The sequence below is a fragment of the Sphingomonas sp. AC449 genome, assembly GCF_979253475.1.
In genome coordinates this window covers 181,865-206,114 of sequence record NZ_CEEDCZ010000003.1, presented here as the reverse complement: position 1 = coordinate 206,114, position 24,250 = coordinate 181,865, and the positions used below count along the sequence as shown (strand labels likewise).

The 24,250-nt window shown below is 66.3% G+C and carries 22 protein-coding genes; 10 read left to right on the top strand and 12 right to left on the bottom strand.

From position 1 onward, the window contains the following. Positions 1-33: 33 nt before the first annotated feature. Together AC0CH3_RS07565 and AC0CH3_RS07560 are read left to right on the top strand one after the other, a co-directional pair. On the top strand, positions 34-1,221 hold the full coding sequence (locus AC0CH3_RS07565) for an RsmB/NOP family class I SAM-dependent RNA methyltransferase (protein WP_354299988.1): 1,188 nt from the start codon (positions 34-36) through the stop codon (positions 1,219-1,221). A 49-nt stretch (positions 1,222-1,270) separates the two neighbouring features. Then, positions 1,271-1,771, top strand: coding sequence for a tetratricopeptide repeat protein (locus tag AC0CH3_RS07560; protein ID WP_156350535.1), 501 nt, complete (start codon positions 1,271-1,273; stop codon positions 1,769-1,771). A gap of 4 nt (positions 1,772-1,775) precedes the next feature. Here the strand turns inward: AC0CH3_RS07560 and rsmA are convergent, their stop codons facing one another. From rsmA to AC0CH3_RS07540, 4 genes are all read right to left on the bottom strand, one after another. Next, positions 1,776-2,624 carry a 16S rRNA (adenine(1518)-N(6)/adenine(1519)-N(6))-dimethyltransferase RsmA gene (gene rsmA / locus AC0CH3_RS07555; protein WP_465237740.1) on the bottom strand — a complete coding sequence of 283 codons (849 nt, stop codon included), beginning with the start codon at positions 2,622-2,624 and terminating at the stop codon, positions 1,776-1,778. Then, complete coding sequence (gene pdxA, locus AC0CH3_RS07550; protein WP_354299984.1) at positions 2,621-3,622, bottom strand: 4-hydroxythreonine-4-phosphate dehydrogenase PdxA; 1,002 nt, start codon at positions 3,620-3,622, stop codon at positions 2,621-2,623. The genes rsmA and pdxA overlap by 4 nt, the downstream gene beginning before the upstream one ends. Before the next feature lie 13 nt (positions 3,623-3,635). Then, positions 3,636-4,949, bottom strand: coding sequence for a peptidylprolyl isomerase (locus AC0CH3_RS07545; RefSeq protein WP_443019254.1), 1,314 nt, complete (start codon positions 4,947-4,949; stop codon positions 3,636-3,638). Positions 4,950-5,103: 154 nt separating this feature from the next. Then, the gene (locus AC0CH3_RS07540; protein ID WP_465237739.1) at positions 5,104-7,368 is read right to left on the bottom strand and encodes an LPS-assembly protein LptD; all 2,265 of its coding nucleotides are present in this window, start codon (positions 7,366-7,368) and stop codon (positions 5,104-5,106) included. A 155-nt stretch (positions 7,369-7,523) separates the two neighbouring features. On the opposite strand from AC0CH3_RS07540, the gene AC0CH3_RS07535 reads away from it, so the two are divergent. From AC0CH3_RS07535 to AC0CH3_RS07520, 4 genes are all read left to right on the top strand, one after another. Continuing rightward, positions 7,524-9,002 (top strand): leucyl aminopeptidase, encoded by a 1,479-nt coding sequence (locus AC0CH3_RS07535; protein ID WP_465237738.1) that lies wholly within the window; start codon positions 7,524-7,526, stop codon positions 9,000-9,002. A gap of 73 nt (positions 9,003-9,075) precedes the next feature. After that, positions 9,076-9,513, top strand: coding sequence for a DNA polymerase III subunit chi (locus AC0CH3_RS07530; RefSeq protein ID WP_354299979.1), 438 nt, complete (start codon positions 9,076-9,078; stop codon positions 9,511-9,513). Between the two features lie 104 nt (positions 9,514-9,617). Continuing rightward, a complete protein-coding gene (gene ndk / locus AC0CH3_RS07525) occupies positions 9,618-10,040 on the top strand; it encodes a nucleoside-diphosphate kinase (RefSeq protein ID WP_056023302.1) in 423 nt (140 codons plus the stop codon). Further along, positions 10,040-10,558, top strand: coding sequence for a GNAT family N-acetyltransferase (locus AC0CH3_RS07520; protein WP_354299978.1), 519 nt, complete (start codon positions 10,040-10,042; stop codon positions 10,556-10,558). Before ndk ends, AC0CH3_RS07520 begins: the two co-directional genes overlap by 1 nt. A 41-nt stretch (positions 10,559-10,599) precedes the next feature. On the opposite strand, the gene AC0CH3_RS07515 is transcribed toward AC0CH3_RS07520, so the two are convergent. Genes AC0CH3_RS07515 through purM form a run of 3 tightly spaced genes read right to left on the bottom strand, consistent with a single transcriptional unit; the run spans position 10,600 to position 12,897 of the window. Beyond that, positions 10,600-11,208, bottom strand: coding sequence for a hypothetical protein (locus tag AC0CH3_RS07515; RefSeq protein WP_465237737.1), 609 nt, complete (start codon positions 11,206-11,208; stop codon positions 10,600-10,602). Next, complete coding sequence (gene purN / locus AC0CH3_RS07510; RefSeq protein WP_354299974.1) at positions 11,205-11,777, bottom strand: phosphoribosylglycinamide formyltransferase; 573 nt, start codon at positions 11,775-11,777, stop codon at positions 11,205-11,207. The genes AC0CH3_RS07515 and purN overlap by 4 nt, the downstream gene beginning before the upstream one ends. Continuing rightward, positions 11,770-12,897, bottom strand: coding sequence for a phosphoribosylformylglycinamidine cyclo-ligase (gene purM, locus AC0CH3_RS07505; protein ID WP_354299972.1), 1,128 nt, complete (start codon positions 12,895-12,897; stop codon positions 11,770-11,772). The genes purN and purM overlap by 8 nt, the downstream gene beginning before the upstream one ends. 64 nt (positions 12,898-12,961) lie before the next feature. Between purM and AC0CH3_RS07500 the strand changes: the two genes are divergently transcribed. Genes AC0CH3_RS07500 through AC0CH3_RS07485 form a run of 4 tightly spaced genes read left to right on the top strand, consistent with a single transcriptional unit; the run spans position 12,962 to position 18,564 of the window. Next, positions 12,962-14,206, top strand: coding sequence for a heavy-metal-associated domain-containing protein (locus AC0CH3_RS07500; protein ID WP_354299971.1), 1,245 nt, complete (start codon positions 12,962-12,964; stop codon positions 14,204-14,206). 11 nt (positions 14,207-14,217) lie between these two features. Beyond that, complete coding sequence (locus tag AC0CH3_RS07495; RefSeq protein WP_333993538.1) at positions 14,218-14,862, top strand: HdaA/DnaA family protein; 645 nt, start codon at positions 14,218-14,220, stop codon at positions 14,860-14,862. 28 nt (positions 14,863-14,890) lie between these two features. Beyond that, on the top strand, positions 14,891-17,056 hold the full coding sequence (locus AC0CH3_RS07490; protein ID WP_056023287.1) for an RNA degradosome polyphosphate kinase: 2,166 nt from the start codon (positions 14,891-14,893) through the stop codon (positions 17,054-17,056). Beyond that, on the top strand, positions 17,053-18,564 hold the full coding sequence (locus AC0CH3_RS07485; RefSeq protein WP_465237736.1) for a Ppx/GppA phosphatase family protein: 1,512 nt from the start codon (positions 17,053-17,055) through the stop codon (positions 18,562-18,564). Before AC0CH3_RS07490 ends, AC0CH3_RS07485 begins: the two co-directional genes overlap by 4 nt. A gap of 6 nt (positions 18,565-18,570) precedes the next feature. Here the strand turns inward: AC0CH3_RS07485 and AC0CH3_RS07480 are convergent, their stop codons facing one another. Genes AC0CH3_RS07480 through AC0CH3_RS07460 form a run of 5 tightly spaced genes read right to left on the bottom strand, consistent with a single transcriptional unit; the run spans position 18,571 to position 24,140 of the window. Beyond that, complete coding sequence (locus AC0CH3_RS07480) at positions 18,571-19,617, bottom strand: c-type cytochrome (protein ID WP_354299968.1); 1,047 nt, start codon at positions 19,615-19,617, stop codon at positions 18,571-18,573. Next, positions 19,614-20,234: a cytochrome c oxidase assembly protein gene (locus AC0CH3_RS07475; protein WP_354299967.1), complete on the bottom strand. Its 621-nt coding sequence runs from the start codon at positions 20,232-20,234 to the stop codon at positions 19,614-19,616. Before AC0CH3_RS07475 ends, AC0CH3_RS07480 begins: the two co-directional genes overlap by 4 nt. Beyond that, positions 20,231-20,632, bottom strand: coding sequence for a hypothetical protein (locus AC0CH3_RS07470; RefSeq protein WP_354299966.1), 402 nt, complete (start codon positions 20,630-20,632; stop codon positions 20,231-20,233). The genes AC0CH3_RS07475 and AC0CH3_RS07470 overlap by 4 nt, the downstream gene beginning before the upstream one ends. Continuing rightward, positions 20,629-23,175: a cytochrome c oxidase subunit I gene (ctaD, locus tag AC0CH3_RS07465; protein WP_354299964.1), complete on the bottom strand. Its 2,547-nt coding sequence runs from the start codon at positions 23,173-23,175 to the stop codon at positions 20,629-20,631. Before ctaD ends, AC0CH3_RS07470 begins: the two co-directional genes overlap by 4 nt. After that, positions 23,172-24,140, bottom strand: coding sequence for a cytochrome c oxidase subunit II (locus AC0CH3_RS07460; protein ID WP_354299963.1), 969 nt, complete (start codon positions 24,138-24,140; stop codon positions 23,172-23,174). The genes ctaD and AC0CH3_RS07460 overlap by 4 nt, the downstream gene beginning before the upstream one ends. Between the last annotated feature and the right edge of the window lie 110 nt (positions 24,141-24,250).

Genomic DNA, 24,250 nt, shown 5'->3' with positions numbered 1-24,250 from the left:
GCTGATATCCCTCCTTGTTGGGGGCGCAGCAGCATGACCCCCCCGGCGCGAACGCAGGCTGCGATCGAACTGCTCGATCAGATCATCGTCGCTGCGCGCGAAGGCGGCGCTGCCGCCGACACGCTGATCGCGCGGTATTTCGCGACCAGGCGCTATGCCGGGTCGAAGGATCGTCGGGCCGTTCGCGAGCTCGTCTATTCCGCCATCCGCAAGGCGGGCGATCGCCCCGAGGATGGGCGGTCCGCCATGCTGCTCGTCGCCGATGCCGATCCCGCCGTTGCGGAAACCTTCGATGGCTCGACGCATGCGCCGGCGTCGATCGCAAAGGATGAGCCGCGGGCACGAGCGGGTGTCGCCCCGCAATGGCTGACCAAGGCGTTGCGCGCGTCAGGGCTTGATGGCGCCGCGCTGACCGACCTGGCAGGCCGTGCTACGCTCGATCTTCGCGTGAACCGGCTCGTAACCGACCGCGCAGCCGTTCTGGCGGCGCTGCCCGAGGCGGAGGCTACCGATAAGGCGCCGGATGGCATCCGGCTTCCGCTGGGTACCAATGTCGAGCTGCTCCCGCTTTTCAACGGAGGCGCACTCGAGGTTCAGGACGAAGGCAGCCAGATCGTCGGTCTCGCGATGCAGGCAAAACCTGGCCAGCGGATCGTCGACTTCTGCGCCGGGGCAGGCGGCAAGACGCTCGCGCTGGCGGCGGCGATGGCCGATCAGGGTGCTATCCTGGCGTGCGATACCGACCGCAACCGGTTGGCGAGGCTCGCCCCCCGCGCAACCCGCGCGGGTGCGACGATCATCGACACGATGCTGCTCAATCCCGGTCGCGAGCGGGACGCGCTGGTCGAATGGAGCGGGCAGGCCGATGGCGTGCTTGTCGATGCTCCCTGCTCGGGAACCGGGACGTGGCGGCGCAACCCGGAGGCCCGCTGGCGGCTCACCCCCGACCGCCTGTCGCGCCTGCAATCGACGCAGCAGCAGGTTCTCTCGGCGGCATCCTCGCTGGTCAAGCCGGGCGGTGCGCTGGTCTACATCGTCTGCTCGTTGCTGGACGCGGAGGGAACGGATCAGGTCAGCTGGTTCCTGAACGCGCATCCCGGCTGGCAGGTCGATCGCTTCACCTTGCCCACCGGTGCGGAGCATGGTCACGGTATCCGCCTCGAGCCAGGCCGAGACGGGACCGATGGCTTTTTTGTCGCGCGGCTTATCCGCGCATGCTAGCCGCCTAGCAATGCTAGCCAATGTCGCTGTGCGCCGCCTGGAGACCCTGATGCGTTTTTCGACCGTTGCCTTTGCTGCCGCGCTCACGGTGGTGTCGGTGTCGACCTCGCTCAGCGGCCAGCGCCCGGACAATCAGATCGATCCCAGGTCGATGCAGCTGCTGGCTCAGGGCCGCAGCCTGAAGGCGGCCGGCAATCTGGACGGTGCGACCGACATGCTGGAAACAGCGGTTGCGGTCGATCCGCGCAATCGCGCGGCGTTCATCGAGCTGGCGAAGGTCGCAGAGGCACGCGACCTGCCCGGAAAGGCGATCCGTCTCTACCGCGAGGCGTTGCTGCTCGAGCCGAACGACGTCGTCGCGCTCAACGGACAGGGCACGGCCTTGGTCATGAAGGGGGCGGTCGTTCGTGCGCGCGACAACCTCGCCAAGATTCGGACGATCTGCAAGGGCGCATGCCCCGAGGCAAGCCAGCTGGCCGCGACGATCGCCAAGGGGCCGCCGATCACGACGGCGCAGGTCGCTCCCAAGCCGGCGCCGGCCAAGGACTGATCGATCAGCGGGAGGCGTTGCCCGCTGATCCTGCCTCGCGGGCCAGCGCCACGAAGTCGACCACCGAGAGTGTCTCGGCGCGACGCGTTCCTTCGATACCGATCCGGTCGAGCGCATCGAGCGCGCCCGGTACCGACTTCAGGCTTTGCCGGAGCATCTTGCGTCGCTGCCCGAACGCCGCGCCGGTAAGCCGCTCCAGCAGGCTGAAATCGACATCCTGCGGGGCGGGCGATGGGGTGATGTGAACGACCGCCGACATGACCTTCGGCGGCGGCGTGAAGGCGGAGCGATGAACCGGCATCGCAATACGCGCGTTGCTTCGCCACTGCGCGAGTACGGCGAGCCTGCCGTAATGATCGCTGTCGGTCGTCGCAACGATACGCTCGGCGACTTCCTTCTGGAACATCAGCGTCAGCGATTGCCACCACGGCATCCATCCCGTCGATAGCCACCCGACGAGCAACGCCGTGCCGATATTGTACGGCAGGTTCGAGACGATATGCGGAGCGCCTTCGAAGAGCGACGGGGCGTCGATCGCCAGTGCGTCGCCTTCGATCACGCGCAGGCGCCCCGGGAACGCATCGCCGAGTTCGCCGAGCGCCGGGATGCAGCGATGGTCGCGTTCGATTGCGGTAACCCGCGCCCCTGCGGCCAGCAGCGCACGCGTGAGGCCGCCCGGGCCTGGCCCGATCTCGAGAACTTCCTTGTCGTGGAGATCCCCTGGAACCGCCGCGATCCGCGCGAGTAGCTGCCCGTCGAACAGGAAGTTCTGACCAAGCGCCTTGCTTGCGTTCAGGCCGTGCCGCGCGATGACTTCGCGGAGCGGCGGCAACGGCATTGTCGGTTGAATCATTGCGCCAGCGCGGACCGTGCACGACGGTCCGCCGCCTGGCCGGCCATCGCAATCGCAGCGATCATCGCACCGGGCTCCGCCATATCCTTGCCGGCGATCGAAAAAGCGGTGCCGTGGTCGGGCGAGGTCCGGACGATCGGGAGGCCAAGCGTGATGTTCACACCCTCATCGAAATGGATGGTCTTGAGCGGCACCAGCGCCTGGTCATGATAACAGCAGAGCGCCGCATCATAGGTCGCACGGGCACGCGGATGGAACAACGTATCTGCTGCGAACGGGCCCGTCGCATTGATGCCCTCGGCCTGAAGGATCGCGATGGCCGGTTCGATGACGTCGATCTCCTCGCGACCCAGTGCGCCCTGTTCGCCGGCGTGCGGATTGAACCCTGCAAACGCAAGCCTAGGGGCTTCGATGCCGAAATTGCGGGTCAGCCCCCGCGCGGTCGCGCGCCCCCGTGCGAGGATGAGATCGATCGTCAACAAGGACGAGACCGCGTTGAGGGGGACGTGCGTGGTGATGGGTACGACCCGAAGCGACGGACCGGCGAGCATCATCACGGCATTCTCACCGGCAATGCCAAACCGTTCGGCGACGAATTCGGTCTGACCCGGATGGCTGAAACCGATCGCATAGAGACGCGCCTTCGACACGGGCCCGGTCACCAGCGCGCGCGCTGCCCCGGTCCGGACGAGTCCTACCGCAAGTTCGAGCGAATGGAGCGCGCATCGGGCCCCATCGGTGTCCGGCGCGCCCGGCACGACATCGCCCGCGTCCTCGACGCTGAGCACGGGAACGCCCGTCGCGAAGGCAGCGCTGCCTTCGTCGAGGCTGGTAACGCGGACGAGCGGACCGTTCCACACCCGTTCGATCGCCCGCGCGTCGCCGATCGCCACGAACGGCGGCAGATCATGGGCCTCACGCTTTGCCCACGCCTTGGCGATGATTTCGGGTCCGATTCCGGCCGGGTCGCCCATCGATACCGCCAAGGGATTGCGCATGCTCATCGTTCGATCAGCGATATTCGACCACCGCGTCGCGACGGAGATCGCGCAGCTTCTGTTGCGCACGTAGGTTGACGCGCTGCTGCTCGAGCTGACCCTGGATCTGGGCCGAGCTTGGCAGCGCGCCCGATTGCGGATCGTCGCGGCCACACAGCACGAGCGCGCGGACACCCTGTTCGGCGGAGCCGAATGGCGGGCTCGACTCACCGACCTGAAGCTTCAGCATGACTTCCTGCAGCTGCGGCGGGAGATCACGGATCCGCACGGTGTCGTTGTCGACCACGTCGGCGCCGATCCCGGCAGCAACCTTCTCGACGGTCCCGCAGCCCCGCAGATTCCTCGTAGCCTGCGCGAACGCCTCGGCGCGCACCGCGGCCTGTGCCTGCGTCGTGTTCGCCGGAAAGCGCAGCGTGAGCTGCTTGAGGCTGAGCCGTGCGTCACGCGGATCCGCCGTCAGCACCTGCCGCTTGTCGGTCAGATAGAGGATCGAATAGCCACCCGAAACCTCGATCGGGCCGGCGACCTGACCCACCTGCATCGACTGTGCCGCCTCGGCGAGCTGCGGCGGCAGCGTTGCGGCGCGCACCCATCCAAGATCACCGCCGACCGCACGGGTCGACGCTTCCGAGAACTGCGTCGCGTAATAATCGAACGGCTTGCCGCCCTTCTGGATATCCTGAATCAGCTGGCGGGCGTTGGCATAGACCTGCTGGCCATTGGTCGCATTACCCGCGAGGTAGATCTCCTTAAGGTTGAACTCGTCGGTGCCCTTGGCTGCCTCGAGGCGGTCGATGATGCCCTTGACCTCCTCGTCGCCGACATTGACGAACGGCTCCACGCGCTTGCGGAGATAGCGCTGCCAAGCCAGCTCCCCCTCGATCTGCCGCTTGAGCGAACGATCCGACGACCCCGTTTCGCGCAGATAGGCGGTCATCGCCACGGGGGTGCGATTGAACCGCTTCGAGACCGCGTCATAGCTCTGGGTAAGTTCGGCGGGCGAGATCGTGATGTCGGCCGTCTTCGCTTCCTGAAGCTGCAGCGTCTCGTCGATCAGCTGGCGCAGGACCTGGAGCTTCAGCCGGTCGCGGTCTTCGGGCGACAGCTTCGCACCTTCGTTTGCCATCGCGATCAGCGCGACACGCTGGTCGACATCGGTGCCGGTGATGACCGAATCGTTGACGATCGCCGTCGGCTTTCGAACGTTTGGATCGACCTTGCCGAAGATCTGGAGGTTGGCCGGAATGTCGAGCCCGGTATTGTCCGGTATGCTCTGATCGGACACGGTGCGGCCCGAGTTGGCCGCCGGTGGCGCGGTTTGCGCCACGGCGCCAGCCGCTAGGGCCGCCAAGACCACTGCCCCGATTACCCGGCTTCCACGCGTTGCCAGTCGAACATCATGCTTCAAGATATCGGTATCCCATCATCGCGTAATCGTCGCACGCAACGCGCGTCTTGCCGTGCAGTAGCTGAATAGGGGCTTAGCGGCCCAGATTAGTGAAGGCCAGCGTCAGCAGGAAACTGTTGCCCCTGCGCGCATCCCCGGTGTTGTTGTAATAGCGTCGCCACGTTGCACCGAGCCGCAGGCAATCGTCCTCATATTGGACACCAAGCCGGTGGCGGATCGGATCGAAGCCGCTCGACTGCGACAAGGGGTCCTCCGCGCGGTTCGTGAGGTCGACGACCGCCGAACCGAACGCCGACCAGAATTTGGCGAATTGGACACGCCCTGCGACGCGCGCCTCTTCGCGATCCTGGAGATCCTCGATCGCCGGCGTGATGTCGCGGTTGAGCCGGAGATACCCGACGAGAATGTAGGTTGCGCGCGAGCCGAGCGTGGCGTCGATCTCGTTGCGGCGGACCGCGAAGCCGTCCTTGTCGAGGCGGAACCGGTGCGTCACCGAGACGAAGTCACGGAAGCGGACCTCCGTGCGACCGACGACATCCGAGAACCGGTCGCTGAGGCCCGTGCCGTCGGGGAGGATGGTCGGTCGCGTGTCGAGGCGATAGCTCTGGCCGATATTCGTCTCGATCGCGATCCCCGGCAGGTCGATCGCCCAGTCGGCGCCGTAGGTGACACGGGTCGAATCCTCGAACCGGTCATATCCGGCAAACCGGTTGAGCGAAAACAGGTTGGACGTATCCAGATCGAGCGCACGACTGTCTTCATTGGGGACCGAGAGATTGGCCAGCTTCGGCGCCGCGACGACCTGTACCCGCGGCGTGAGACGCTGCGTGCCGCCAAGGAACGACCCGATGAACGGCCATTTCACGTCGACGGCAACCGCGCCGATCGCGCGGCCGGTAAAGCCTTCGTTCCCGCGATAGCTCGCGACCGACGTCAGCAGCGTATCGTCGGTATTATAGGCATCGCCGCGTGCAAAGGCGGTGAAGGTGACTTCCTGCCCCCACCGCGTCAGACGACGGAGGTCCCACTGGAGACTGGCGAACGCGCGCTGCGTGTCCTGCCCATCCGTTCGCGTCAGCGCGAGCGTGTTCAGCTGCAGCTGGAACCGGCCTCCGAGCACGCCGTCGTCGAACCGCTTGCGATAGTCGATTTCCGGCAGCGCGATCGGTTGCTGGCCTTGGGGATCGTTGACCCGGAGCGTCTGCGCTGCCCAGGCGGTCAGCGAAAGGTAACTCGAATCGTCGACCCGCTGAATGCTGGCGGTCGACCGGAGCCGATCATCGCGGGAAATGTCGTACCGCCGCAGGAACGTGCGATCGGTCGTCACACGCAGCGACGCGCTGGCACTCCATTGCGGCGAGAACTGATACCGCGCGATGCCGTCGAGATAGCCGCGAAAAGCCATCTCCGTGTCGGCGGGGTTGCTGTTGAGCAAATCGTCGCTGCGCCGGCTGGCCGTGGCATAGGCGTTGACCCTGAACGCCCCCTTCGTCCCCAGTTGCGAATAATCGGCCTGCACCATCGGCAGGACGCTCGAATAGACGCGAGGCGTGATCACGAGGCCCTTGTTTGGCCCCAGCTTGAAATAATAGGGAACGCCGAGCTCGAGCCCGTTGACCCGGCTGTAGCTCGCGGTCGGCGACAAAAGACCGCTGTCGCTGCCGCCGCCCACGGGCGTGGAGAATTTGGGCAGCGGAAGCGAGGGAAGCCCGAACAGGTGGAGTCGTCCGCCGTCGAAATAGATACGCTCTCGCTGCGGACGGTAGGTCACGCGTACGGCCGTGATCTTCCACGTCGGGTCCTTCGGGCATCCGTCCGAATTGGTGACCGAGCACGGCGTATAGGCGGCGCTGCGAAGGTTGAGCGTTCCGTCCGCTTCGCGCGTACCCTGTGCGGCCGCCATGCGGCCGCCCTGCTCGAGCACCACGAGCATATTGTCGACGACGCCGTCCTTGAGCGAATCGGTGAGCTCGATCTGGTCGCCATAGGCGATGTCACCCTGCGGGTTGGTCACCGCGATATCGCCGGTCGCGAGCACTTTGCCCGTCTTGCGGTTCCAGACGACCGTGTCCGCGCGCAGGCGGCTTCCCTCGCGAAACATGCGAACCGCACCCTTGGCGGTCACGACATCGGTGTTCGTGTCATATTCTAGCGTCTCCGAGCTGAACTGGACCTGGTCCGCGTCCGGCGTCGTCGGCGCGCCCGCCGCCGGCGCTTCGGGCGCAGGGGGTGTGACCGGGCGGTCCTGCAGATCCTGCGCATGGGTAGGCGACGCCGCCAGCAATGCGAGCGTCAGGGCGCAACCCGCCAAAAGGTCGATACGCAGCACGATGAACATCAGCCCCTTTTGGCATTCGGGCCACCGTTCGTGCCCGTCGAAGGCCGCCTATCGCACCACCGGGCCTTTGCTGCAATCGTCGTGCTTTGCCAGACCCGCGTCATGAGCCTAGGAGGCTGTCATCGCCTATTTATCCCGTGGTTCGAGGTCCCCTGATGCAGATCCATTTCGCTCCCGCCGCTGCCGCTGATGCCGCCATTCTCGCACTTCCCGTCGGCAAGGACGGCGTGCCCCATATCGTCTGGGGTGCGTTCGGTGACCACGCGCAGGCTGTCGCGGACCAGGCCACCACCGCGGCACGCTTTTCGGGCGATGCGGGTTCGATCGTCGAACTCTTCGTCCCCGTCGACGATGTCGTTCGGCAGGTCTTGCTGGTCGGGACGGGTGCGGGAAGCGAGAACGACTGGGAGAAGGCTGGCGGCGCCGTCGTCGCGCGCCTGCTGACGTCGGGCGCCACGGCGGTCACGGTGATGGTGCAGGCTCTGCCATCGGCACCTTCGGCCGATCTCGTCGCGCGGTTCGCCGCTGCTGCCGAACAGCGCGCATGGCGCTATGATACCTATCGTACCAAGCTTGCCGAGACCGCGAAGCCGACACTGACGACGCTGACGATCGTTGGTTCGGGTGACGGCGGCGAAGCCGCGTGGGCGCGTCACGACGCCGTCACCGACGGGCTCGATCTGACCCGCTGGCTCGTCACCTCGCCCCCGAACATCCTGTATCCGGAGAGCTTCGTCGCGAAGGTCACGGAGGCGGTCGAAGGTCTGGGCGTCGAGATCACCGTGCTCGACGAAGCGCAGATGGCGGATCTTGGCATGGGCGCCTTGCTGGGCGTGAGCCAGGGTTCGCGTCGGGAAGCCCGTATCCTCGCATTGAAGTGGAATGGTGCAGGCGCGGATGCACCGACGCTGGCGTTCGTCGGCAAGGGCGTGACGTTCGACTCGGGCGGCATCTCGATCAAGCCCGGCGCGGGCATGGAAGACATGAAGTGGGATATGGGCGGTGCCGGTGCGGTCGCCGGCGCGATGAAGGCGCTCGCCGCGCGCAAGGCCAAGGTGAACGTCGTCGGCGTCATGGGGCTGGTCGAGAACATGCCCGACGGCGCGGCCTTGCGGCCCAGCGACGTCATAACCTCGATGTCGGGTCAGACGATCGAAGTGCTCAACACCGACGCCGAAGGCCGGCTCGTGCTGTGCGATTGCGTCACATGGGTGCAGAAGACGTTCAAGCCGACGATGATCGTCGACCTCGCGACGCTGACGGGTGCGATGATCGTCGCGCTCGGGACGGAGAATGGCGGCATCTTCGCCAATGACGATGCGCTCGCGGACAAGCTCCTCGCGGCGGGGAAGGCGACCGGCGAGACATTGTGGCGTTTTCCGCTGTCGCCGGCCTATGACAAGATGATCGACTCGCCGATCGCTGACATGAAGAATGTCGGTCCTCGCGGCGCAGGGTCGATCACCGCGGCACAGTTTATCCTGCGTTTCGTCGACGAGGGCGTCAAGTGGGCGCATCTCGACATTGCCGGCATGGTCTGGTCCGACAAGCCGGGGACGAACCACGACAAGGGCGCGACGGGATATGGCGTGCGGCTGCTCGACCGGTTCGTCGCGGACAATTTCGAGGGCTGAGGCTAAAGCGCATGTGCCCATCGTCATCCTGAAAAGGTCGGGATGACGGAAGGGTCGGGCAGGGGGACGCAACGTGCAGGTCGACTTTTACCACCTCAGCATCCCCCTCGACCGCGTCCTTCCCCGGATCGCGGAGCGCGTCGTCGCTAGCGGGGGAAGGCTCGTCGTCGTCGCGGAGTCGGAGGCTCAGCGCCTCGCGCTCGATCGGCTGCTGTGGTCCTACGCGCCCGAGAGCTTCCTGCCGCATGCGCAACAGGGCGGCGGTAACGACGCGGCACAGCCCATACTGATCGCGCCCGACGTTACCGCGGCAAATGCCGCCGGCAACGTCGCGATCGTCGATGGCAAATGGCGCGATACGGCACTCGACTTCGACCGCGCGTTTCACATCTTCGACGAAGACGCGATTCGTGAGGCACGGCTGGCGTGGAAAGCGCTTGCGGGCCGCGCTGGCGTGGAACGACGCTATTGGAAACAGAATGATTCGGGGCGTTGGGAGCAGGCCGCCTGATCGGATCGCCCGGGCATGCGCGCGGCATAGACGTTGCTTTAGGGCCGCTCTGCGACTAAGCGCCGCGCATCCCATTTCCGTCAACACAGGAGCCCGTGACCAGCATGGCCGCGAACCGTACCTTTTCGATCATCAAGCCCGATGCAACCCGCCGCAATCTGACGGGCGCCGTCACGAAGATGCTTGAGGAAGCCGGCCTCCGCGTCGTTGCTTCGAAGCGCATCCAGATGACGCGCGAGCAGGCCGAAGGCTTCTACGCCGTGCACAAAGAGCGCCCGTTCTTTGGTGAGCTCGTCGACTTCATGATTTCCGGCCCGGTCGTGGTTCAGGTTCTCGAGGGTGAGAACGCGATGCAGCGTAATCGCGACATTATGGGTGCGACCAATCCTGCGAATGCCGATGCCGGCACGATCCGCAAGGAGCTCGCCGAATCGATCGAGGCAAACTCGGTTCACGGTTCGGACTCGGACGAGAATGCCGAGATCGAGATCGCCTATTTCTTCAAGCCAGAAGAAATCGTCGGCTGATGACCTGGCGGCTGCGACGCGCGACACTGGGTGATTCACCCGCCTTGTCGCTCGTCGCATCCGCCGCGTTTCTCGATGCCTATGCAAGCGTGCTGAACGGGGCCGACATCATCGGTCACTGCGCGCGCAACAACAGCCACGCCGTCTTCGAGACCTGGCTATCGGATCCGCAGACGGTGGTGACCCTGGCCGAGTATGAACCAGGCCATGCCCCGATCGGCTACACGGTGCTTACCAGCCCGGACTTCCCGATCGACACGGACGCAGCGGATATCGAGCTGCGTCGGATATACACGCTCAAACAGTTTCACGGCGGCGGGGTCGGACAAGGCCTTTTGCGACAGGCGTGCGACGACGCGAGGGCACGTGGCCACACGCGGATGTTGCTGGGTGTGTGGGCGAAGAACGTGCGCGCCAGACGCTTTTACGAGCGTGCCGGCTTCGAGGTCGTGGGGTCACGGTCCTTTGCGGTAGGCGATACACTCTACGAGGATCCCGTATACGCGCTCCGGCTCTGAACGGCGCGATTGCATCCTGCCGTCGCTGGCCAACCTCACCACTATGATTTCGGTTTTTCCCGCGCCCAGATCGCATCCAGCTTCGTTTGGTCGCCGCCCCGTTGCCGCGAGCGCAGGCCTTGCAGCTTGAGGGACCGGCCCGCCAGGAACCCGCCGGGTTTCGTCTCCCAGATGATGTCATGGATGCCACTCGCGGTGCGTACGGCGTCACCATCGGTGTACGAGACCGTGATCAACACCGGCAATCGCCCCGCCTGCTCGTCCGCGCCACCGTCGGTCGCCTTGAGCAAGGGCTTTTCGAACCAGCTGCGCTGGATCTGGTCGGTGAGTGCCTCCTTGCGCGCGACCTGAAGCGCGGATGGAAAGGTGACGGTCGCATTCTGGATTTCGTGTTTGTCGTCGCGCAACAACAGCAGCGAGTCGCCATTTTCCGCCGCTACCGCACGGATTTCGAACCGCCGCGCGGCCTGTCGTTCGCTCGCGCTGGCGTTCGCCCTTTCGGCCTTCTCCGCTGAGCGATCCGACCAGTTGCTCCAGAGCGTCAGCGCCGCGATCAGAACGCCGGCGATGGCAAGGAGCTCGGCCAATGTGATCCAGCGCCGCCGGACCGCTGACGCTTCGGCTCGTTCGGTGGGCGTGGGGCCGCTCATCGTGTCACGAACGCGGCCAGCGTCTTTGGATACAGCGCATGCTCGGCCGCCAATACGCGGTTCGCGAGACTATCGGCGTCGTCACCGGGACGGATCGGGACCTCGACCTGGCCCAGCACCGCGCCCCCGTCGAGTTCCTCTGTGACCAGATGAACCGAGCACCCGCCAACCGTGTCGTTGGCCGCGATCGCCCGTGCGTGCGTATCGAGGCCTTTGTACTTCGGCAGGAGCGAGGGATGAATATTGACGATCCGGTCCCGCCATGCGGCGACGAACGTGTCGGACAACAGCCGCATATATCCTGCGAGCGCGACCACCTCGACGCCAGCGTCGCGCAGGGCCGAGTCGATCGCCGCTTCATAGGCCGGCTTGCCCAGCCCGCGTGGCGACAGCGCAAACGTCGGCAAATCGTGTGACCGCGCCCAGTCGAGCCCCGCCGCGTCGGGCTTGTCCGATGCCACCAGCACGATCTCGTAGGGGCAATCCGGCTCGAGCGCGGCGGTCGCCAGCGCCATCATGTTCGAGCCGCGCCCCGAGATCAGGACGCCAACGCGCGTCCTGTCAGCCATGCGTCGCCGTCCAGTCGGCGCGCGCGCTCCAGGTACCCACCGATCCCCGGACGGTGCAGCCATGCGTCCCGGCCTCGATCCGCCCGATCGTGTGGACCGTTTCGTCCGATGCGGTAAGGGCGGCGGTAACGGCCTCGGCCTCGTCGCTGCTCACGATGACGACCATGCCGATCCCGCAGTTGAAGGTGCGCGCCATCTCCTCGGGTTCGATCGCGCCCTGCGCCTGGAGGAACGCCATCAACCGTGACTGCTCCCACGCATCGGCGTCGACCACCGCGTGAACGCCGCCCGGCAGGACACGCGGGATATTCTCGAGAAGCCCACCGCCCGTAATGTGTGCAAGGCCCTTGATGCGACGGTCCCGCAGCAACGGCAGCAGGCTTGCCACATAGATGCGCGTCGGCGCCATCAGGTGATCGATCAGCAGCCGATCCTGATCGAACAGCGCAGGCCGATCGAGCTTCCAGCCGCGATCGGCGGCAAGCCGGCGAACGAGCGAGAACCCGTTCGAATGGACCCCGGACGAGCCCAAGCCGAGCATGACGTCGCCCGGCGCGATCTCGCGGCCCGTCAGGACGTGGCTGCGCTCGACTGCGCCGACGCAGAAACCTGCGAGATCGTAATCGCCATCGGCGTACATGCCCGGCATTTCCGCCGTCTCGCCACCGATCAGCGCGCAGCCCGCCATCTTGCACCCCTCCGCGATCGAGGCGACGACGCGTTCCGCTACGGCCGCATCGAGCGCGCCGCTGGCATAATAATCGAGGAAGAACAGCGGTTCGGCGCCCTGGACGATGAGGTCGTTGACGCACATCGCGACGAGATCGATCCCGACGCCTTCATGCCGGTTCCAGTCGATCGCAAGCTTGAGCTTGGTACCCACGCCGTCGTTCGCCGCCACCAGCAACGGATCGGTGAACCCTGCCGCCTTCAGATCGAACATACCGCCGAACCCGCCAAGGTCGGCGTCAGCGCCGGGCCGCCGCGTCGCGCGGGCCAGGGGAGCGATCGCCCGCACCAGGGCATTGCCCGCAGCGATCGAAACACCGGCTTGGGCATAGGTGTACGAACCGGTCTGGGGCTGGTTCGGGGCGGCGGTTGGCTCTGGCGTGTCGGTCATGTTCGATGCGCCTAGCCATATCGCGCTTGGATTTCCACGCCTGCTTCGCCAAAAGGCCGATGTGATGCGTATCCGTGCCCTGCCCACCGCCCTCGCCGGCACCGCCTTGTTGCTTGGCGGCGGCGCCGTGCTTGCCCAGATCGAGGGTGGCGGCCGGGGCGCGCCGCCAGTCGACAGCGGTAGCGCCTACGAGGTCAGCGGAGTCGTCGTCGACGTGTCCGGCAAATCCGCCGACGCCGCGCGCTATGGCGGTTGGCGCCTCGCGCAACGCAAGGCCTGGGTCCAGTTGTCCAACCGGCTTGGCGGGGGCGGGGGGCTGGTGTCCGACGGTACGCTCGATTCGCTGGTGTCGGGGATCGTCGTCGAGAACGAGCAGATCGGTCCGCAGCGTTATGTCGCCAAGCTCGGTGTCTTGTTCGATCGCACCCGCGCGGGGTCGATCCTCGGGATCTCGGCCTATGCGGATCGCTCGCCACCGATGCTCGTCGTACCGCTCCAATGGTCGGGCGGCGTCGCGCAGGGCTTCGAGCAGCGCACCGAATGGCAACAGGCCTGGGCGCGCTATCGCACCGGTAACAGCAGCATCGACTATGTCCGTCCTTCGGGCACCGGTCCGGACGCGCTGTTGCTCAATCTGGGTCAGTCGCAACGCCCCGGACGCGGCTGGTGGCGGACAATTCTCGATCAATATGGCGCGAATGACGTCCTGATCCCGGTCGTCCGGCTGTACCGTCAGTGGCCAGGTGGACCGGTCATCGGCGCGTTCGAGGCGCGTCACGGTCCCGACAATCAGATGATCGGCCGCTTCACCCTGCGCGTCGGCAGCCCTGATGGCTTGCCGCAACTGCTCGACGCCGGGGTAAAGCGACTCGACGACCTGTATCAGCAGGCGCGGCGCAACGGGACGCTGCGCCCCGATGCGACGCTGTCGCCGCCGCCGCCGCCCGAGGTGGCGCTCGATGAAGCAGTGGGCATCGACAGCGTCGCCGAGGCCAATCTCAGCCAGCTGGCGACGGGCGCGGGGCTGCCCGTGACGATCCAGTTCGACACGCCCTCGGCCGCTGCCATCGCCGCGACCGAGAGCGCGATGCGGGCAGTGCCCGGCGTCAGGTCGGCGGCGACGACCAGCCTGGCGCTTGGCGGCGTCTCGCTGATGCGCGTGACCTTCGACGGAGATCCCGCAGCGCTGAAGGCCGCGCTCGAGGCGCGCGGATATCAGGTGTTCGGCTCGGGGCAGACGATCCGGATACGCCGGGTGACTCAACTTCTCCCGCCGGACCTTCCGGCGGACAATGCGACGACAGGGTGAGCATAGCCGGAATGACCCAGATTGCGCTGCCATTGGGATGGCCGGCGGACCCCCGTGACGACGCCTTTCTCGTAACGCCTTCGAACGCCCGTGCCGTCCAGACGCTCGAACACACCGCGACGTGGCCCGTGATGACCGCGATCCTGACGGGGCCGCGCAAGTCGGGCCGCAGTCTGCTGGCACGCATCTTTGCCGCAAAGACCGGGGGCGCGATCATTGATGACGCCGAACGGCTACCCGAGGCGCAGCTTTTTCATGCGTGGAACCGCGCCCAGGAAGAGCATCGGCCCCTGCTGATCGTCGCCGATGCCGCGCCGCCCGAGTGGAAGGTCAAGCTGCCCGACCTGCGTTCGCGTCTTTCGGCCAGCCCGATCGCCGCGATCGGCGCGCCCGACGACGAACTGATGCGGCTGCTGCTTGCCCATCTCTTCGAGCGACGCAGCCTCGATGCGCGTCCCGATCTGGTCGACTGGCTCGCCACGCGAATTGAGCGTAGTCATATTGCCGTAACGCGAACCGTAGATGCGCTGGACCAGGAGGCCATGGAACGTCGCCGGCGTCTGTCCATTCCCCTTGCAAGAACCACTCTAACCGAGGCGGGTCTGATCGTCCGGCCACAATTGGCGTTGGATCTTCCGATCTTCACGCCGCCCTGACCGTCAGCACCCGAGCCAAAGAGGACCGATGAACCGTCCAGCGCATATCGTCCGCCAATCGGAAGACGACGACGATCCCATCGGCGCAGAGCCGAACGACCGCTATTTCAATCGCGAGCTGTCATGGCTGGCGTTCAACCGGCGTGTTCTGGAAGAGGCGTGCAATCCCGCGCATCCGCTGCTCGAGCGGCTTCGCTTCCTGTCGATCTCGGGATCCAATCTCGACGAGTTCTTCATGGTTCGCGTCGCCGGACTGAAGGGCCAGCAGACGCAGGACGTCGATCGTCGGTCCGCCGATGGCCTGACGGCGGGCCAGCAACTCAGCGCGATCGTCCGTGAGGCCGATGCGCTGATGGAAAGCCAGCAGGCGGTCTGGGGCGACCTTCGGGTCCTGCTCGACGATGCCGGTCTGTTCGTCCTTCGCCGCGAGGCGGTCGAGGGTGAAGCCGATGACTGGCTCGAAACGCATTTTCGCGAACAGATCTTCCCGATTTTGACCCCGCAGGCGCTCGATCCCGCGCACCCGTTTCCCTTCATCCCGAACCGTGGCCTTTCGGTCATCTTCGATCTGGTCCGGCGTTCGGACAACGAACCGGTGCGTGAGCTGGTGATGCTGCCGCACACGATGACGCGGTTCGTCCGGCTCCCGGGCGAGCCGGCGCGGTACGTCGCGATCGAGACGCTGCTGAAGCGGTTCGCGCCCGTGCTGTTTCCGGGCTATGACGTGCTCGCGGCGGCAAGCTTTCGCGTGCTGCGCGACAGCGATATCGAGATCGAGGAAGAGGCCGAGGATCTCGTCCGCTACTTTGCCAACGCGATCAAGCGGCGCAGGCGCGGGCGGGTGATCCGGCTTGAGCTCGAAACGGGGATCCCCGATGTCCTTGCCGCGGTGCTCAAGGACGAGCTTGGCGGCGCCGATGCGATCATCACCGAAAGCGGTAACCTTCTCGGTATCGTCGACCTCGATGGACTCGTCGACGAGGACCGCCCCGATCTCAAATTCCCGCCGTTCACGCCCCGCTTTCCCGAGCGGATCCGCGAGTTCGGCGGCGATTGCTTCGCCGCGATCAAGTCGAAGGACATCGTCGTCCACCACCCGTACGAGACGTTCGAGGTGGTGCTCGCTTTCCTCAAGCAGGCTGCCAACGACCCCGACGTCGTCGCGATCAAGCAGACGCTCTACCGCGCGGGAAAGCAGCCCGCGGTTATCAATGCGCTGATCACGGCGGCTGAGGCCGGGAAGTCGGTGACCGCGGTCGTCGAGCTCAAGGCCCGGTTCGATGAAGAACAGAACATGGTCTGGGCGTCGGCGCTCGAGCGCGCCGGGGTCCAGGTCGTGTATGGCTTCATCGACTGGAAGACGCATGCCAAGGTCTCGCTGGTCGTACGCCGCGAGGGACAGGCGTTTCGCACCTATTGCCACTTCGGCACGGGGAATTATCACCCCGTCACCGCCAAGATCTATACCGATTTGAGCTTCTTCACCGCCGATGCCGCGGTGGGTCGCGATGCGGCGCAAATGTTCAACTACATCACGGGCTATGTCGAACCGATCGACATGCAGCGCGTCAGCCTCTCGCCGCGCGACCTGCGGCAGAATCTCGTGAACCTGATCGACGTCGAGATCGCCAACGCGCGCGCGGGCAGGGCCGCCGGGGTCTGGGCGAAGATGAACTCGCTCGTCGATCCCGCCGTCATCGAAAAGCTGTACGAGGCGAGCGGGGCGGGCGTCGAAATCGACCTGATCATCCGCGGCATCTGCTGCCTGCGTCCGGGCGTGCCGGGCCTGTCCGAGACGATCCGCGTCAAGTCCGTCATCGGCCGCTTCCTCGAGCACAGCCGGATCTGGGCGTTCGGCAACGGCAAGGCGCTTCCGAACGACGGCGCCAAGCTGTTCATATCCTCGGCGGACTGGATGCCACGCAACTTCGACCGTCGTGTCGAGTACATGTTGCCCATTCTCAACCCCACGGTACATGACCAGATTCTCGATCAGGTGATGGTCGCCAACCTGATCGACAACGAACAGAGCTGGGAGCTCGGGCCGGATGGCGACTATACGCGCGTCGATCCGGGTGACCGGCCATTTAACCTGCATCGGTATTTCATGACGAACCCATCGCTCTCGGGTCGCGGCGCCTCGCTTGCGACCAGCAATGCCGTGCCCACCTTGTCGCTGCGACGAAAACGATGAGCGTCACCAACATTCTCTTCGGCACAGGCAAGCCCCGGGTCGAGACCGACGATCACCCGCGGACCGGGATCATCGATATCGGGTCGAACTCGATCCGGCTCGTCGTCTACCAAGGTCCGGCGCGTCTTCCCGCGATCCGGTTCAACGAGAAGGTGCTGGCGGGCCTCGGGCGTGGACTCGCGGCGACGGGCGCGATCGAAAAGTCGGCGTTGAAGACCGCCCGGATCGCGTTGGCGCGGTTTGCCGCGATTGCACGCGAAATGGAATGCACCGCCGTGCGGACCGTGGCAACGGCGGCGGTGCGTGATGCCAGGAACGGTTCCGACCTCATCGCCGCAGCCGAGCATCTTGGCCTGACGGTGGAAACGCTGTCCGGCGAACAGGAAGCCAGCGCAGCCGGTTACGGGGTGCTTTCGGCGATCCCCGAGGCGGATGGGATCGTCGGCGATCTCGGCGGCGGGAGCCTCGAACTCGTTCGGATTCGCAGCGGCAAGATCGAGGACCGCGTCTCCTTTCCGCTCGGCGTTCTTCGCATCGGGGATATGCGCGCAAAGCGGGGGAAGGTGCTCGAACGCTATGTTGCGCGACTTGTTCGGGAAGCAGGCTGGGATCAACGGGGGCAGGGCCTTCCGCTGTTTCTCGTCGGTGGCTCCTGGCGGGCGCTGGCCCGGCTCGACATGGAGCTGTCGGACTATCCGCTGCCGATCATCCATCAATATTCGATGACGGCTGCCACGATCACGCGACTGAGCCGGACGATCCCGCAACTTTCTAAGCCGCGGCTGAAGGCGATACCCGGGCTGTCAAGCGGGCGCACCGCGACGCTTGCCGATGCCGCCGCGCTGCTCGGCGTTCTCATGCGTCAGCTGGGCAGCCGGACGACGGTGGTGTCGTCATACGGCCTCCGCGAGGGTCTGCTTTACGAGCAGTTGAACACGGCAACGCGCGCGCTCGATCCGCTGATCGTCGCGGCGCGTGAAGAGGGGCGTTTGCTCGGCCGCTTCCCCGAGCACGGCGATCTGCTCGACCGATGGATCGCGCCGTTGTTCGTGAACGAGCCACCGGCGACGGCAAGATTGCGTCACACCGCCTGCCTGCTCGCCGATGTCGGCTGGCGCGCCAACCCCGAGTTTCGCGCAGAGCGCGGCGTCGAAATCGCCCTGCACGGCAACTGGGTCGCAATCGACGCGCCAGGACGCGGGATGCTCGCGCAGGCGCTCTATGCCAGCCTCGGCGGCGACCTCACCGCAGCCGATCCCATCGGTCGACTGGCCAGCCCTGCTGCAATCAAGAGCGCCACGGCGTGGGGGCTTGCGATGCGTCTGGGGCAGCGGATGAGCGGCGGGCTGGCCGGGCCTCTTAAACGGTCGAGACTGACCGATGACGGTACCGCGCTGACACTGACGCTGCTTCCCGACGATCGCGGCCTCTATGGCGAGGCGGTCGAGCGACGGCACGCCGCACTTGCCGCGGCACTGGGGCGAAAGCCGTCGCTCGCGATTGCCTGAGCCGGCTTATCGCTGGCCCGCGAGATACCGTGCGAGCGGGTCGATCATGTCTTCGGGGATGCGCCGCGCGATGACCGGCATCGTCGACTGCGACTTGCGCGCATCGACCACCGTCTCGTCGCCGCGCCAGTTCCGCAGGCGTTGCGCGATATAGCTGGCGCGCTGACCTGCTAGCACGGGATAGGGCTTGCCGGGCGCGTGGCAGCTTGCGCAGGCCGGGAGCTGGACCTTTGGCAAGCCTTCGCGGTCGATCCGGGCGGCGTCGGCGTGACCGCTGGGCGTGGTCGCGCCGATACCGGGCATTGCCGCGAAGTGATCCGCGAGCCGCGTCATCTCGGCCGGCGTCAGCGTGGCGGCGGCGTTCGCCATCACCGCGCTCTGCCGCTTGCCGGTCGCATAGGCCTCGAGCGCCGCGCGAAGATAGGCGGGGCTCTGGCCACCGAGCACGGGCATGTCGGGCTGTCCGCGGCCACGACCGTCCGCACCGTGACAGCCAGCACAGGTGGCGATGCGCGCCGCATCGGGACCGGCGGTACCGCTGCCGGGAACTTCGGTCAGGGCGCGATAGGTCGCAGGCGACATCTCAGGCAAGAGGCGGACGAAGGCGACCATGCGGCGGACCTCGTCGTCGCGGTCTTTCGCCGCCCAGCCGGGCATCCCGGTATATTTGACGCCGTGCTTGAGGATCCAGAAGATCTGCTTGTCGGTCCACTCGCGCGCGTTGACCGCGAGGTCGGGGGCGGGGGGCGTCGCCGCCTGCATCACCGGGAGCGGGCGCACGCCGGGTGCGCCGTGGCACGAGGCGCAGCTTGCCCGGAACAGGCCCGCGGCGCTGACGAGGCCCTCGCGCGCCTTGGGATCTTCGGGCGCGGTGAACGCGGCGTGCGTCCGCACCGAGTTGCGCATCGTCCAGTGGAGGAACCAGTCGGTGATCCTCCAATGCCCCGACGACGCGGCAATGTTGAACACGCCCGACCAGGCGAACAACAGGCCGGCGATCGCCAGCGCGACGATGGCGGCGATCGCGCGCGCCCAGGTGATGCGGATCGTCATGCCGTCGCGCTCCGTGTCTTCAACAAACCGCCGAGCATCGCGAGCCCGCCGAGAAAATAGCTCGCCGCGCCGACCATCAGCATGACGACGCCGCCGAGCTGCTGGTCCTCGAGCGGATCGAGACCATGCGCAGCAGGGTGCATCGCCATCATCGCGTAGAGCGGCCTGGGGGCGAGGCCGATCAGCGCGCCGAGCAGAGTCATGTGCATCGAAGTCAGCAGCATCGCCGCGACGCCCGACGCGCGCCGGTCGGTCGCACCGCCGTTCCGAGTGCCGAGCACCGCGCTCCACAGCAGCAGGCCCGCGCCGAGGAAGCTCGCTTGCTCGATCAGCAGTGCCAGCGGCTGCATGTCGACGCGCAGCCGCAGCGCGGGCAGATGCCAGAGCCACACCACGACGAGTTCGACGAGCGACATCGCAAGCGGCGTCACCACCGCCGGCCATCGCTCGGCCGGATCGAAGCGGCTGCCGGCAATGCCGTAAGCGAGGAACGGCGCGGCAACGGCGACGGCGATCATGTGGCCGGTCATGTGCCCGACCATGCCGAGCGGCGCCGCGGCAAACGCCCAGCCGAGCGGGACCAGCACCGCGCCGAGCACCAGGCTCGCGCGTCTCATCGGCAATCGCCGAAGATGATGACGGGCAGCGCGGTGAAGATCACCGCCACGAAGCTCAGCGCGGCGAGCAGCCGGGTCGAGAGCGCGAGGAATCGCAGCCGGTCGATCGCGGTCCCTTCGTCATGCGGTGCAGGGTCGCCCGGCGTCTGCGACTGGACGCGCGCGATATATCCCGCCGCGACGATTCCCAGCAGCGCGACGACCGTCGCGATCAGCGTCGCCAGCGGGAACCCATCCAGCGCCGCGCCCGGCGTCGGCGATTTCGCGCACGTCACCGCCACCCACAGATAGCAGAACAGGAAATGGACGGCCCAGATCGTCGGCGGGATGATCAGCGTCCACAGCGTGACCTTCAGGTCGCGCGCCCAGTGCTTCCGGTTGTCCTTCGGCGTTGTCATGCGACCCCCGGGAACAGGCCGATCGTGCAGAACGTCACGATGCCCGTCAAAGCGAGGAAGTGGTGGTAGACGGTGATGTTGCGCAGGTCTGCGTCATAGACCGGCGTCATCTTGCCCGCGAGGCTGCGCGCGAGCGTATAGGCCTGCATGATCACGCCGATCGCGGCGTGTACCGCGGTCCAGATCGCCAGCGTCCACACGATCGCGGGATAGACGTGCAGCTCGGGATCCATTCCCGACACCCAAGGCCCGGCGAGCCCCGCGAACAGGCTCGACAGCGTCGCGACGATCCCGACGACCAGCAGCGCGCGGCCCGCGTCGACGTTGCCACGGCGATGCACCTCGCGCGCGCCGACGGTGGCGGCCCAGCCGACCAAAGTCGCCGCGAGCGCGACCATCGGCCAGCACACGCCCGGTCCGTCCAGCCCCGCGCCCGTGGGCGGGAAATTGGTGTGGATCGTCCAGAAGAAGAAATAGCCGAAGACGAGCCCCGAAAACGCGGTCGCATCCGCCATCATCGTGATGAACATCGCCCACCAGCCCGGCGCCGATGGCCCCGAGGTGTAGAGCGGCACCTCGATGCCGTGGCCGATATGCTTGGTCGGCTTTTCGGGGATCTCGGCGGTCCCGGTCCACAGCCACCACAGCACGCAAGCTAGCGTCGCGACGCCGCTGAGCGCGGACAGCAGGTATAGGTGATAGGTCGTCAGGATGAACACGCCCGCCAGCGCGACCGCGGTCATCATCGGCTTCACGCTCGGCGTGCCGAGGCGGATCACCTGCAACGGTCGTGCGTCGAGCACGGTGGTGATGATCGACTCGCGCCGCATCTCCTCCGCGTCGGGCAGGAAGAAGCGGCCCTCGTCGACCTTCTGGACGAAGTTCTTCTGGTCCCAGATCGGATAGCGGCTCTCGATCAGCGGGACCGAGCGGATGCCCCAGTCCTCGTCGTCGGGCAGCGCGAGCCATTCGAGAGTCCCTGCGTTCCAAGGATTGCGCGGCGCCTTCGGGCGGCGCGGCGACAGCGCGAGATCGATGCAGACGATCAGCACGCCGAGCGCGAACAGGTACGACCCCGCGGTCGAGGCGAGGTTGAGCCCGCCGATCCCCAGTTCCTCGGGATAGGTGAACACGCGGCGCGGCATGCCGAGCAGCCCGGACAGGTGCATCGGGAAGAAGGTCAGATTCATGCCCACGAACATGATCCAGAACGCGATCCGCCCGAGCCTGTCGCTGAGCTTCTTGCCGGTGACCAGCGGCCAGTAATAATAGAGCCCGGCGAACAACGGCAGCAGCGTGCCGCCGATCAGCACGTAATGGAGATGCGCGACGATGAAATAGGTGTCGTGCGCCTGCCAGTCGAACGGCGCGACCGCAACCATCACGCCGGTGAGGCCACCGATCACGAATACTGCGAGGCTGCCCGATGCGTAGAGCAGGGGCGTCGATTTTTTGACGTTGCCCGCCCAGAGAGTCGCGATGAACACGAAGATCTGCACGCCGGTCGGGATCGCAACCGCTTCGGAAGCGGCCGCGAAGAAGGCGAGGCTGATCTTCGGCAGACCCGTCGTGAACATGTGGTGGACCCACAGCCCGAAGCTCAGGAACGCAGTGCCGACCGCGGCGAGCACGATCCACGGATAGCCGAGCAGGTGCCGCTGCGCGAAGGTCGGGATCAGCATCGCGAACAGCGCGATCGACGGCAGGAAGACGATATAGACTTCGGGGTGACCGAAGATCCAGAACAGGTGCTGCCACAGCAGCGGGTCGCCGCCCTTTTCCGCGTTGAAGAACGGCCAGTTTAGCAGCCGCTCCATCTCGAACAGCACGTCGCCCGCGATCAGCGGCGGAAATGCGAACAGGATCATCACCGCGACGACCAGGATATACCAGGCGTAGAGCGGCATGAGGTTGAGCCGCATGCCGGGCGGGCGGCATTTGAGCACGCCGACGATCAGCTCGACCGCGGCTGCGACCGACGACACCTCGATGAAGCTCAGCCCCAGCATCCAGATGTCGGCGCCGAGCCCGCTCAGATCGGTCCGCGTCGTCAGCGGCGGATACATGAACCAGCCGCCATCGGGCGCGGCATCGAAGAAGATCGACCCCGACACGAACACGCCGCCGATCAGGAAGCTCCAATAGCCGAAGCCCGACAGCCGCGGGAACGGCAGGTCGCGCGCGCCGAGCAGCTGCGGCAGCAGGATGATCGAGACCGCCTCGAACATCGGCACCGCGAACAGGAACATCATCATCGAGCCGTGTAGCGTGAACAGCTGGTTGAACGTGTTCGCGGTGACCAGATCGTTGTTCGGCACCGCCAGCTGCGTGCGCATGATGAGCGCGAGCACGCCCGCGAACAGCATGAAGCCGAACGCGGTCAGCGTGTACCACACGCCGATCCGGTTGTTGTTGACGTCGGTCCAGCGGAAGAACCAGCCCGAGGGCGGCTTCCAGACCTCGCGCAGGCGATCCTCCTGGCCCTTTCGCACCGCGGGATCGTTCTGGTCGGGGGCGACGTACTGGGCGCTCTCGGTGTTCATTTGAGCCCCTGGAGATAGCTGGCGATCTGGTCGGCTTCGGCGGCCGACATCTGCGGGAAGGCGGGCATGCGCACGCCGGGCTTGGTCTTGCCGGGGTCACGGACGAAGTCGGCGATGTTGGTGTGCGTCATCGGCAGGATGCCGGCGGCGAGCGTCGGGCGCGATCCGAAGTGGGTCAGGTCGGGGCCGATCCTGGCGACCGGGCCGATTCCGCGGACGCTGTGACAGCCGCTGCACCCATAGCTGGCGAATAGCCGTGCGCCGGGCGATGCGGTCGGCGTCGCGGGACGCGCCTGCACGGCGAGCCAGCGCTCGAACGCGGCGGGCTCCATCGCGACGACGTCGAACGCCATCAGCGCGTGACCCAGCCCGCAGAACTCGGCACAGACGCCGCGGTACGTCCCCGCCTTGGTCGCACGGACGACGAGGCGGTTGGTGCGGCCGGGGATCATGTCCATCTTGCCCGCGAGGCCGGGCACCCAGAAGCTGTGGATCACGTCGGGACTGCGCAGCGACAGCTCGACGGTGCGGCCGACGGGCAGGCGCAGCTCGTTTGCGGCCTCGACGACCGATCCACCGGGCGGGGCATAGCGCACACGCCACCAGAACTGCTCGCCATCGACACCGATGCGCAGATCGGCGTTTGCCACCGGGATCGGCCGCATCGCCGGCAGCGCATAGACCAGCAGCCCGAGCAGCAGGATCGACGGGCCGATCCCGCCGAGCCACAGCACCAGCTTCATCCCCCCCTTGTGCGTGAGCCGCCCCTCGGGCGCGCGCATCGCGTGCCGCATGAGGAGCGCCAGGCCAGCGGCGAGGATGACCGATCCGACGACGAGCACGATCGCGATGGAGCGGACCTGATCCGCCTGTTCGCCAAATGGCGACAACGTGGACTGGTGCTGATTGCAGGCGGCCAGCGATAGCGTGGCTGCCCCCGCGGCCAGAAATATCGCCTTTCGCATCATGCCCTTGCGTCAGAGTGTCATGCGCCCACTAACGGCGCGTCGGACGCAAGGTAAGCCGGAAAGTGACAGGCTTGTCATGGAAGAAATACCACGTGTACGCGGTATAT